Origin of the sequence: Nodosilinea sp. P-1105 (genome assembly GCF_012911975.1) — a bacterium.
Classification (GTDB): domain Bacteria; phylum Cyanobacteriota; class Cyanobacteriia; order Phormidesmidales; family Phormidesmidaceae; genus Nodosilinea.
In genome coordinates, this window is the sequence record NZ_SMDQ01000108.1 from 1 (window position 1) to 10,061 (window position 10,061).

Annotated in this window: 9 protein-coding genes; 3 read left to right on the forward strand and 6 right to left on the reverse strand. The window is 49.2% G+C overall.

From position 1 onward, the window contains the following. Positions 1 to 65 precede the first annotated feature (65 nt). Positions 66 to 1,262: a GAF domain-containing protein gene (locus E1H13_RS25390; protein ID WP_169617764.1), complete on the reverse strand. Its 1,197-nt coding sequence runs from the start codon at positions 1,260 to 1,262 to the stop codon at positions 66 to 68. Between the two features lie 395 nt (positions 1,263 to 1,657). Here E1H13_RS25390 and E1H13_RS25395 point away from each other — a divergent pair, with 395 nt between their 5' ends. From E1H13_RS25395 to E1H13_RS25405, 3 genes are all read left to right on the forward strand, one after another. Then, a complete protein-coding gene (locus E1H13_RS25395; RefSeq protein ID WP_169617765.1) occupies positions 1,658 to 1,981 on the forward strand; it encodes a phasin family protein in 324 nt (107 codons plus the stop codon). A gap of 310 nt (positions 1,982 to 2,291) precedes the next feature. After that, complete coding sequence (locus tag E1H13_RS25400; RefSeq protein ID WP_169617766.1) at positions 2,292 to 2,942, forward strand: hypothetical protein; 651 nt, start codon at positions 2,292 to 2,294, stop codon at positions 2,940 to 2,942. 96 nt (positions 2,943 to 3,038) lie between these two features. Further along, positions 3,039 to 3,491 (forward strand): YbjN domain-containing protein, encoded by a 453-nt coding sequence (locus tag E1H13_RS25405; RefSeq protein WP_240966857.1) that lies wholly within the window; start codon positions 3,039 to 3,041, stop codon positions 3,489 to 3,491. Positions 3,492 to 4,012: 521 nt separating this feature from the next. Here the strand turns inward: E1H13_RS25405 and E1H13_RS25410 are convergent. From E1H13_RS25410 to E1H13_RS25430, 5 genes are all read right to left on the reverse strand, one after another. Further along, on the reverse strand, positions 4,013 to 5,035 hold the full coding sequence (locus E1H13_RS25410; RefSeq protein WP_169617768.1) for an endonuclease NucS: 1,023 nt from the start codon (positions 5,033 to 5,035) through the stop codon (positions 4,013 to 4,015). A gap of 133 nt (positions 5,036 to 5,168) precedes the next feature. Continuing rightward, a complete protein-coding gene (locus E1H13_RS25415) occupies positions 5,169 to 6,671 on the reverse strand; it encodes a class I SAM-dependent DNA methyltransferase (protein ID WP_169617769.1) in 1,503 nt (500 codons plus the stop codon). 130 nt (positions 6,672 to 6,801) lie between these two features. Then, positions 6,802 to 7,617: a hypothetical protein gene (locus E1H13_RS25420; RefSeq protein ID WP_169617770.1), complete on the reverse strand. Its 816-nt coding sequence runs from the start codon at positions 7,615 to 7,617 to the stop codon at positions 6,802 to 6,804. Positions 7,618 to 7,627: 10 nt separating this feature from the next. Continuing rightward, positions 7,628 to 9,292: an AAA family ATPase gene (locus E1H13_RS25425; RefSeq protein WP_169617771.1), complete on the reverse strand. Its 1,665-nt coding sequence runs from the start codon at positions 9,290 to 9,292 to the stop codon at positions 7,628 to 7,630. A 2-nt stretch (positions 9,293 to 9,294) separates the two neighbouring features. Then, positions 9,295 to 9,918 (reverse strand): hypothetical protein, encoded by a 624-nt coding sequence (locus tag E1H13_RS25430; protein ID WP_169617772.1) that lies wholly within the window; start codon positions 9,916 to 9,918, stop codon positions 9,295 to 9,297. Positions 9,919 to 10,061 lie beyond the last annotated feature (143 nt).

The window sequence follows — 10,061 nt, forward strand, 5'->3', positions numbered from 1 at the left end:
ACTCCCTATTTTTTGTCCTTCCTATTCTCTCAAAGCATTGTCCCCTGAAGCTTTGAGTCCCCTTGTCACCCGCTAAGCCCATGGACAATCCCCTTGACCTGCGTCAGTAACTCAGCGGCGGTCACGTTTAAATCTACAGTGGCGGCTACCCCGGTGGGCTGGGGGCGGCCAGGTTGCTGAATCCACAAAGTAGGGGGACCAGCGGCCAGAACAGTGCTATCGGTAATCCGCACTGCCGCTGGTTCCTTTAGACTGAGGCCAGCGCGCCGGGCCAGTTGGGTAAACGCCTGTTGCAGCACCCCATATCGACATTGCACCTGCACCGACAGGGTAAGATCGCCCCTGACCACCGGTAACGCTAGGGCGATTTGCCAGGCTTGACCGGAAATTACAGGCTTGGCTTGCAGACTACCGCCTAAATAAGCGGTAAACTGTTGCAAATCATCAAAGAGTAACGGCTCTCCCCCCCCAACCTGACCACAGCCTCCACTCTGGTAAGGGGACTGGCTGACGATCGCCTCCAGGGTAACGCTGCTAGGGTCATAGGTCAGCCGACAGTAGCTGCACCTCAGGCGTTGCAACAGCTCTGCGGTGCGCAAAAAGCCATAGGCCAGTGACATGGGCAACGGTTGCTCTGTACCCACCAAAAGTGGGCGGGTGCTACCCAAAATCGCCGCAATTCGATCGGACAGGGGCTGCGGGGCGATCGCGGTAGCGATCGCTGACCGGTCCCCCTGACTAGCCTGTAAGGCGGCATCGAGGGCGACCGACAGGGTCATACAAATAACCTGCATTACTTCTAGAAATTCTGGGGCAAAAGGCTGATGACTAAACGCGGCCAACACCCCCAGGACTCGCTGGCGGGCCACCAGAGGGTAGCCCACAAACCCCTGGATATGGTTGTCTAAGGCCCACTGTCTATCCTTGACCCAGCGTTCGTCCGCCAGTTGGTTACTCAGAAAAGGCACCTGATTTTGGGCGATTTTACCTACCTTGTAGGCCCCCATGGGTACCCGCGCAAAGGACCCATCGATGTGGGTGTACAGGCCCGATGAGGCCACCAGCCGTAGATTAGCGCCATCGGGCTCCACTAGCCAGATGCGGGCAAAGGCACAATCAAACTGTTCCACCAGAGATACGGTCATCTGGCGAGCTACGGCATTGGGATCGAGATTGCCACTGAGGGACTGGGCAATCCCATGAACTTTTTGCAGGTCGTGGAGCAGACGGGCCGCATCCAGCAACGGATAAACGCTAGCCAAAGCGCAATGCCCGAAGGATAGATAAATCAGCAAGAACTCCCTATACTTCAATACAAATAGGGGGTTAACTTTGTATCCAACCTTACGGAAGTCAGAGGTGCGGGGCTAGTATTGCCTGGCAGACATATGACCACCGTTGCTGAGGATGTCAGGTCTCAGGTGTCAGGTCTCAGGTGTCAGGTCTCAGGTGTCAGGTCTCAGGTGTCAGGTCTCAGGTATCAGGAATGGTTGGCCGACTTATGCCTCAGAGTACTAGGGTGAACCCATAGGGTACGGCTTTCAATACCTGAGAAATCTTCAGATGTCTGACACAATAAAGCGGGGGGTTACGGGGTTGCCCCTGGCGAAAGGCAAACTACCAAGCCCGGGCACATCATCCCTCAGGAGATAGGTTTATGGACAACAACAACCTTTTGCGGCAGTTGCTAATGATTGGTGTCGGAACCACATCCTTAGTGGCTGAGAGGCTGAAACAAGTGACCGAAGAGTGGGTACGAGAAGGCAAATTTAACCCAGACCAGGCCCGTAGCTTCGTCGATGATGTGATGGTCCAGCTGAATGTCAACAACAGTGCCCTGGAGGACCAGTTTCAGCGGCTGTTTCGCAACACATTGCAAGATTTGGGGGTGCCTCGCCAGGCGGAAATGGATGAGCTACGGGGTCGCCTGGATCGCCTAGAGCGCCAGGTACGCGACCTGGAAAATAAGTCCTGGAAGTAAGCCTGTGGCTCGCCAAGGGCCGTAGGTTCTCTGGACAACGGGTCATCTTGCATTAAACTAAGGGTGTTTCCTGTTGGGTGCTGCTTGTGTCATAACTCTGATGCTTGTTTTTTCTGCCTGATACCCTACCTGGGCAGAGAAAGCGTTTGTCAGCCTTAGAGTTACTTTTCAGTAAGCTGCGGGTAAGTTGATGTATACCAAGTCCAGCTCGGGATCTAGAGTTTTCCCACAGGCGGAACTCCAGGTCTGGACTTGGGTTTGATGTACATTGGTCGCGCTTTCCCCCGGCACTATCAAGGAACAGACCCCCATGAGCTACCCTAGCTTCCACAGCTACGTTAAACTCCTCAGGAGCTTGCTTAAACATAAGCAGCAATGGCTGTTCGAAGAATCCATTTTGCTGGCCGACCTATGTCTTGCCTATGGCAGTATTTCGGGCCTCAGTGAGAAAGATAAGAAAACCTTGTTTTTAGCGGCTCACTTTAAAAATCTAGGAGCCCTTTACCTGAGTGATGACTGCCTGGCCCAAGAGTTTCAGGACCATGCCCAGGTGATTAACCAAATGCACATTTTGTTTGAAGAAAGTGCCAAAATCGCCAGAGATTCAGGGCTTAAGGATGTGGCCTTAGTGCTGGAGCAGTACCATCTGCGCGCCATTCCCAACTGCCACCTGGCCCGCATTTTTCAAGTGCTGAATGCCTGGGTCTCGTGCCGCCAACGTAAGGGGTGGCGTACTTCAATGAGCGATAAGGAAGCCCTAATTATTCTGAAACAGCGGGCGGAAATGCAGTGGTCAGATCCGAAAGTGGTGTTTCACTTCATTGAGCACCTTTGCCGCTACTCGTCGCGCCCAGAACGGCAGCAAGCTTGTTCTACCTCTGGATTTAGCATTGCCCCGGTTGAACACCACCCCACCCCGTCTGATATCGATAGCTTTAAGACCCTAGAGCAACGGCTTTAGCGGCTCTGGTAACCCGGGACACTTAAGGCTACAGTTGGATAGAGCCACTATGGTAGCCGCACGTTTAGGATGCTCTGTGTTATGGCTAACAACACTATGGATTTCGATTACCCCATGACCTTAACGGTATCAGACCTGGATTCTGCGTCTTATATAGAGACGATTGAAGCGGTGATCGCTAGCCTTGACCAGGGGGATGGGGCGATGGTCAGCCACACGGAGGAAGGGCATCTTTGGACCTTTAAGTACGGTACTGTCAGTGTCTATGTGCAGTTGACCGGTGAAACTGAGGCGGATACCCTGACTGTGTGGTCGCCAGTGTTGCCCTTACCCGCTAAGGATGAGCCCCGCCTGATGCGACACCTGCTAGAGATGAACTGCAACGAAACCCTGGAAGCCCGATTTGGCATTTCCGGGAATCAGGTGCTGGTGATATCTAGCCGCATTATGCAGGACATTTCCCCCGCCGAAATTTCTCGTCTGATGACTATTGTTGCCACCATTGCCGATGACTCTGACGAAGACCTAATCGCTGAGTTTGGCCTGTAATAGGGTTTAGGTGTAGGCCCACCTTTGTGTGAAGGGATGCCGACACCTGCCCCTTTCAGCAACGGTGGTCATATGCTCATTGACTGACAAAACTTATGCACAGATCCTTCGGAAGCCCCTCACCCTAGCCCTCTCCCGAGGGGAGAGGGAACAAGAGAGTGGATCGGCTCCCCTCGCCCTCTGGGAGAGGGGTTGGGGGTGAGGGCCAACAACTTTTGTCAGTCAACCAGGGTCATATGTCTGCATGTCGGGCTAACTACTCTTTGGGTATCAACCCGGCAGGAGCCGTTGAGATGATCGCGGCAGCGGGGAGAGTTGTCTCAGAACCAGACATCCATCCTGGCGTGGCTGCCCGTATAAAGATGTTCTGGGGTGCCTTTCCTGACTCCTCCACAGGGGTAGATCAAAATAAATAAGCCTTAAGGTGCTCATCCCTGGGGTGGGCTTCCTGCCGAACGGCTATAACAATCAGCAGATGAGGCCCGGTTGCTCTATGTGGCGATGACCACGGCGATCGATGATTAGCCGTCTACCACCTGCTTCCATTCCGCTAGGGCCAAGGCAACCAAATCCCTGTAAGACCCAAGCTGTGGTTGATCGTCTAGTAGGCGTCCACAGAGCTTGGCATAGTCTTCATAGGAAAGTTGATAGCTAAAGCCAGTGCGACTTTTCCCCAGGTAGAAGGTGACATGCTTTACGTCAAACCACAGCGAGATGCCAGCCCAGGCCAAGCCCTTTACCCGCTCTTTTTTGTAGCGGCCTGGGCCTGCAACCTCTTTCTTCGGATAAGGCAGCATTAGGTATAGCTCAGGCAGCACAGAAACTCCAGATGCAGGCAAAAACTCGGCACACAGCTTGGTTTTATAGACCTCCTTTTCCCCTTTGGCCAAACCGTACTGAGTCCGACTCGAACGGCCTACCTCCCTGATGCGATCGTCAAACTCAAGGATCTGGAGCCGCAAGGCTAACACCAGTTCTGCCTGCTCTGGAGCCATCGCCTCTAGCTGCGATCGCAAGGACTTGGGTGGCCGCCCGATGACCAGCGCCGGTGGGGCCAATGCCGATTCTTCCTCTGTCGGTTGGAGGAAAGGATGGAACCTGGGTCCTACCTCAATCGCTGTCTCTGTAGCTGAATCCACATTGGCAAGTTGAAAGCTGAAGCGATCGCCGTCGTCAGCAATGCTGAAGCGGTAGAACTCCAGGTCGAGGCAGTTGTACTCCCGATCGATGTGGTTGTGGGGGTGGAAGGTGGGAGCCATCGCCACCAGGCGGATGGGCAGGCTGTAATCGATCTGTTCTGCAAAGGGCTGGCCCTGGCGCAGGCCAGCGTAGTAGCGGGTGAGCTGCTGCACCACATGGCGATCCTCGACGTTCTTCAGCTCAAGGACAACGGGCTGCCGTTCTGGAGTAGTAGCCAGGATGTCGCAGATCTGGCCCTGGATGCCGTACTGACGGGCCAGGGGCTTGAGGTTGAGGAGTGGTTCTAGACTTGCCCAGATAAACTCTTCTAGGTCAAACTCGGTTGTGAAGGACCAATCTGTCATATCTTGCTTCTATTGAGCTTATGGGCTAACACTAATTCAATGTGAGCTTGCAACTAATACCCCCTTACAGGGCAAGGGCTTCAGCCCCTTATTGAGTGCAACTTCATAAAGGATTGGTATAAGCGTATATCGTCTACTTCTCCCCCAGTGCCCCTGCGATCGCCCGAAAGCTCTCTAGTCCAGCCTCCAGGTTTTCGACAATCTCCTGGGCCAGCACGTCAGGATCATCCAGGCTGTCGAGGTCAGTCAAGCTTTTGTCGCGGAGCCAGAAGATATCGAGGCTGGTTTTATCACGGGCGATCAGCTCCTCGTAGGTGAATTTGCGCCAGCGGCCTTCGGGGTTGTCTTCTGACCAGATTTCGGTGCGATCGCCGCGATTTTTAGGGTTATAGCAGGCGATGAAGTCCTGCAAATCCTGCCGCCGCATCGGGTTTTTCTTTAGGGTGAAGTGGATGTTGGTACGGAAGTCGTAATACCAGACTTCCTTCGTCCAGGGATCCTTAGCGGCGGGTTTGTTGTCGAAGAAGAGGACGTTGGCTTTCACCCCCTGTTTGTAGAATACGCCGGTGGGCAGGCGCAGGATGGTGTGGAGGTCGGTTTTGGTGAGCAGGGCTTTGCGGACTTTTTCCCCGGCTCCGCCCTCAAATAGCACGTTGTCGGGCAGCACCACGGCGGCTTTGCCGCTGATTTTGAGCATAGAGCGGATGTGCTGCAGGAAGTTGAGCTGTTTGTTAGAGGTGGTGGCGTCAAAGTCCTGGCGGTTATAAACCAGATCTTGCTCTTCCTGTTCTCCAGCTTCGTTGGTGAAGGTCATGCTGCTCTTTTTGCCGAAGGGAGGATTGGCCAGCACGTAGTCGTAGGTTTCGTCGGGGGGAGCAATCAGCGCATCTTTGGGATCAATCATGCTTTCGCCGCTGATGTCACCGATGTCGTGGAGAAACATATTCATCAGGGCCAGGCGGCGGGTGCTAGCGACAATTTCGTTCCCCCGAAAGGTCTCGAATTTGAGGAATTTCTTCTCGTCGCGGTTGAGCTGGTAGTTATCTGGGTTAGTCAAAAAGTCGTAGGCGGCCAGGAAGAAGCCGCCAGTGCCACAGGCCGGGTCGGCGATGGTGGCCAGGGGCTCTGGGCGAATGCACTCTACCATGGCCCAGATCAGAGCCCGGGGGGTAAAGTACTGTCCGGCTCCACTTTTGGTGTCTTCGGCGTTTTTCTCCAGTAGCCCTTCGTAAATGGTGCCTTTGATGTCGCGCCCGTGCTCATCTTTGCCCAGGGTGCTCCATTTCTCGCGATCGACCATGTCGATGATGCGGGCCAGCTTGGCCGGATCCTGGATTTTGTTTTGGGACTTGGTGAAGATCTGGCCCAACAGCCCTTTTTGTTGTCCCAGTTGGCGCAACACGGTGACGTAGTGGGTCTCTAGCTCTGCGCCTTTTTTGGTGCGCAGGCTGTCCCAGGTGCAGTCGGCGGGGATGCCCACATCTTTTTTGTAGGGGGGCTGGCTGTACTCATCGGCCATTTTGAGGAACAGCAGATAGGTGAGCTGCTCTAGGTAGTCGCCGTAACCGACGCCGTCGTCGCGGAGGATGTCGCAGAAGCTCCAAACTTTAGAGACGATGCTGGCGGTGGTATTCATAGGAAAGTATGAAAGGGACTATAAAACGTAAAAACACTATATAGCGGTTTTCACCCGAGTGAGGTGTAGCCTAAGTCCTGCAATCCTTATGTAGCAAGGAATTCAATGTACTTCAGCCAATCAAGAACCGCTATAGTATTTGAAATAAATCATCAATCCATGCTTTATCACGATGATCTCTAACAATTCGTCTAACAAAAGCAGAATAGGGCGAACCTTCATTCATCGCTGTAATGATGTTTCTCATAATTCCTGAGAATGCTTTCTGTACAGCGTCTGTAGATTCATCTAATTGCTCGTATAGCTCATCGCCTTCATCGATCCAACTGCCTATATCAACAGCTATACGTCTCCTGGCTTCTATTATATCTGGGTGATTCAAATGATAATAATAAATAGATGCTTCAGCCTTCTTTCTACGTAATTCTACCTGTGGGTATTTAGCGCAGGGAGTACCATCTGCATAGAAATCTATCCATCCCGGCTCTAGAGGCCTACAAGGATCAATCAGTGCAGGACTTTCATACCTTTCTTGGTTCTCTTGATATCCTCTACTTCCTTCATCGATAAGTGGGAAGAAGTCTCCTTTGCCTTGAGTATCACCTGTTTCACAATTCTTACGGCGACTATTACAATAAGTACATGAGTATCTGTAATTGTTCACCTCAAATGCTAGCCACCAATATCCACTATGAGGATTTTGGCATCCAGAAACACGATTTTTAGGGCGAAAGTGATCAACTGCGTCATCTGAGCGCTCTTGATGGCATTCACAGTACCAACACTTATCATTAGACAAATCAGCTAGTGGGTCTTTTAGTTTTCTCCATATATCGCCCAAGTCATTAACGTTTTTTTGCCCACTTCGCACTAATGCTAGTGCATTTCTAGCCTCCTCTACCCAGCCTTCCGGCAATCGAATTTGTCGGTTATCTATGTATCTCATATAGTTAGAATTATTGGTTCGACACCTCAGTTATGACTTGTAACATTAGGTCGCGTGCGATGGACCGTCTTTCTTGAGCAGGTAGATTTGCAATCCTATTTCCCTGAAGACGATTTTTTTCATAGTCATATCTTGCTTTCAAATATTCCCGAAAAAGCGGATCTCTAGCTTCATGCCTAAAACCATAAGGTTCAAGTTCTCTATTAATCTCACTTAATCGTCTGGCTTCTTCTTCTGTCAAAGGCTCATCTTTCAGGGTAATCAACCTTTTTTCTTCTAATAAATCTAAAGTGTGCTTATCGAGAGCTGCGGCTAAGCCAAACATATCACTTGTAACAATCCCCGAGTATCCCATCCCTCGGGGGTCATCATCTGGAGGAAAGGCATTGACGGTTAAATCGTCTGGATCTCTCCTAAGAATCTGAACTTGTTCTTTAACAAGTTCAGCTATTGAAAGTGGATTATGCGTTGTTAAAACAATATGACTGCTTTCCCTACTAGTCTTCTCAGTACCTAAAAACTTCTGCAAATAATCTAAATAATCGACACTCCAACGTGGATTTAAGTGCGTGTCTGGTTCATCTAGCAGAAATAGACTTTCTTCCTCTGCTGTAAACCGTAATAGCCCGAGTACTGTCAAAAGCTGTTGCTCCCCTTCGCTTAGTTCCTTGAAAGTGACTGAACCATCATTTTTTCGAAGTTTTACTCGAATTCTGACCTCTTCAATAAGCTCAGAAACATAAGTGCTTTCCAAATCTCGAAAAAATTCACGAGGCGATTGATCTCCAATTAGTTCACGTAAGGAGTTTAAGTCTTTCAGATAAAGATATAAAAATTCTAATGTTTTCGTATTCCATAGAGATACTTTAACTCTTCGCTTTATCCGAATTGGCGCAAGCGCAACACTATATAATCTGTCGAGAAATCGACTAACTACTCCTCTAGCGTTCCAGAATCGGGGATCGCCTTGTTTGCTACTCCAAGACGGTTGTCTCATAACGAACAAAATTGAGTCTATGCCGCCTTCGGGTTCTAGACCTAGCTGGTTTTCCAAAAAATCCTTGACAGCATCATCTTGATTAAGGATGAATGCCAAAAGAACAAAATGACTATAAACAGGCAGTGCATAAAATAAGCGTCTTAGCCCTGGATCTTTTCCGTTTCTTAGGTCAGAATCATATTTTGTTAAATATTTCCGAAAAACATCTTCCATTCGGGAACTGTTACCTGAATAATAACCAAATACATATTTGGGCAAGTACTCATAATCACGTTCTTTGAACTTATTGAATGATATTAATTCCCCTTTATTTTCATCAGAAAAAATAGATTTTTGAAAAACCGTCTCTTGAATTAAAGGATTATCCTCTTCGATGCCATTTTGTACATGTATTTGATATGAGTCCCGATCTCGGTTCGGGTCTGCATCAATGCAGATTAAATTTTCATGGCATTGATAAATAAGTTTATATGAGAATGAAGGCCTCCTATTTTGGTTTTTATCATTTTTCTCTGTTATTAAATCTCGAAACAGTGCGGCTAGAGCCTCTAAAACATTAGATTTACCCGTTCCATTCCATCCTATAAGAACGGTAACCCAGTTATCTTCATCAAAATCAATTGATACATCCCTGAGATTTTTATATTCTCTTATCCAAAAATGATTCAGTCTCATAGCTACTTTTCCTCCATAGGAACGAGGCGTAGCCAATCTTCATCATCACGCCTGACAACCTCTACTGCGCCATCTTTTATGAAATCCCTTAGCTCAAGGTATAAGTTTTCTATGGTATCAGTAGCTGAATTGTCACCAATTCCACATTTCTGGAATAGTGCTTGAGCATTAATCCAACCATCCGTAGATTCTAATACATCACGCAAATTAGCCATCTTGTCCCGTTTCTTTTGCCTTCCAGATTGTTTTTTCCGAACTTTCTTAATTTTCTTCGCTTCCTCAATATTTTTTCTCCTTTCTTTATCGATACGCTCCAACAGAACGGAAGCTGGTTCATCATTAGGATTTTGGGGCACTAGTTTGCCTTCAAAAGCCTCTTTAAGGATACTTTGGCGAAGAACTTCAGTTTTTTTAAGGTTAGCTTCAATATCGGCTTCGAGCTGATCACATATAGAAAGACGCGATTCAATCTCTTCAAGTATTTGGGTTTGCTCTTTAGGGCTCGAGATCGGCACCGGGAATTTAGACAGAATTGTCATGTTGATAGATGCCAAATTAACTGTTTGCTTGGCTCTTTTGAAGAAATAGTCTTTTGCTAACGTAGTTCTAGAAAAATAAGCGATCAATAAATTGCTGATTAAGTCAGAAAGAAGCCTCGCCCGAAAGACATGGTTCTGATGAATACAATTTTCGGGGTGTGATTTAAGCCGGGAAACCCTCTAAGTGAAAGGGACTGAGGGTTTGTGCTTTTAGTGACTGACGGGCAAGG

Coding starts and splice junctions, on each gene's coding strand:
- E1H13_RS25400 (WP_169617766.1), top strand. CDS start 2,292: ATGAGCTACCCTAGCTTCCACAGCTACGTTAAACTCCTCAGGAGCTTG.
- E1H13_RS25405 (WP_240966857.1), top strand. CDS start 3,039: ATGGATTTCGATTACCCCATGACCTTAACGGTATCAGACCTGGATTCT.
- E1H13_RS25425 (WP_169617771.1), bottom strand. CDS start 9,292: ATGAGACTGAATCATTTTTGGATAAGAGAATATAAAAATCTCAGGGAT.
- E1H13_RS25410 (WP_169617768.1), bottom strand. CDS start 5,035: ATGACAGATTGGTCCTTCACAACCGAGTTTGACCTAGAAGAGTTTATC.
- E1H13_RS25415 (WP_169617769.1), bottom strand. CDS start 6,671: ATGAATACCACCGCCAGCATCGTCTCTAAAGTTTGGAGCTTCTGCGAC.
- E1H13_RS25420 (WP_169617770.1), bottom strand. CDS start 7,617: ATGAGATACATAGATAACCGACAAATTCGATTGCCGGAAGGCTGGGTA.
- E1H13_RS25395 (WP_169617765.1), top strand. CDS start 1,658: ATGGACAACAACAACCTTTTGCGGCAGTTGCTAATGATTGGTGTCGGA.